The sequence below is a fragment of the Neorhizobium sp. R1-B genome, assembly GCF_004368875.1.
Classification (GTDB): domain Bacteria; phylum Pseudomonadota; class Alphaproteobacteria; order Rhizobiales; family Rhizobiaceae; genus Neorhizobium; species Neorhizobium huautlense.
Genome location: NZ_SOEM01000056.1, coordinates 1 through 1,008, shown reverse-complemented (window position 1 = coordinate 1,008; position 1,008 = coordinate 1). Strand labels below are relative to the sequence as shown.

Annotated in this window: 1 protein-coding gene; it reads left to right on the top strand. The window is 56.1% G+C overall.

All coding sequences use genetic code 11. From position 1 onward, the window contains the following. Positions 1-33: 33 nt before the first annotated feature. Complete coding sequence (locus tag EDE05_RS26655; protein WP_134103330.1) at positions 34-951, top strand: hypothetical protein; 918 nt, start codon at positions 34-36, stop codon at positions 949-951. Positions 952-1,008: the final 57 nt, after the last annotated feature.

Here is a 1,008-nt window from a genome sequence, read left to right as displayed (position 1 = left end):
GAGCCCAGACGTCAATGGTGATAGGAAATAGCAATGATTGCCACGACCGAAATTCGGGCACTCGACGTGTCTCCGGCACAGCCTGAAACACAGCCCCCTTATATCAGTGCCGCGAGCGGTCTGGTTTGCGTCGGCTCGCACATCTATGTCGTTGCTGATGACGCCCTTCACCTTGGAGTGTTTTCCGCCGGTACCTCTGAGCCGGGTTATGAGATCCGTCTGTTTTCGGGCGATTTGCCCGTGAACAAGGCTGAGCGAAAGCGCGAAAAGCCAGACCTGGAGGCGATCACTTTCGTCCCTGCTTTCCATGGCTATTCGTATGGCGCTCTGCTGGCTTTTGGATCGGCATCGCGGCCGAACCGCGCTCGCGGCGTTCTCATTGGCCTTGATCGCCACGGCGCGGTTTGCGGTTCGCCCGAGGAACTCGACATGGCTCCCATTTTGGGTTCGCTTCATCGAACGTTCCCGGAACTCAATATCGAAGGAGCAACAGTGGTTGGCGATGAACTCCTGCTATGTCAGCGCGGTAACAAGAGACACATCGACAATGCGGTTATCCGTTTCCCATTGCTTCCCGCCCTTGCGGCATTGCGAGGTTCGAATACTGCAGCCCTTGCGCCATCCGACATTATGAAAGTGGATCTTGGTTCGATCGAGGGCGTACCACTCTGCTTTACCGATGCGGCATCTCTACCCAATGGTGACGTGGTATTATGTGCTGTGGCGGAAGATACGAACGACGCATATCTTGATGGCCGCTGCGTAGGAGGCGCGATCGGGATCGTTGACAAACATGGGCGGTTGCTCTCGCTGCACCAGCTCGAACAGCCATATAAGGTGGAAGGTATCAGCGCTCACATTGTAAATGATACGCTGGACCTGCTACTCGTTACTGACGCGGACGACCCTGCAATACCGGCAAAGCTTCTGTCTGCCTCTTTTGCGTTGTAGGACTGAAGGGCCTTCATCGGTTGGGCACCAGCCCTGCGGCTACATTGGCAGCAGGAC

Bases quoted from the DNA above. Each gene is read 5' to 3' on its own strand.
- EDE05_RS26655 (WP_134103330.1), top strand. From the start codon at position 34: ATGATTGCCACGACCGAAATTCGGGCACTCGACGTGTCTCCGGCACAG.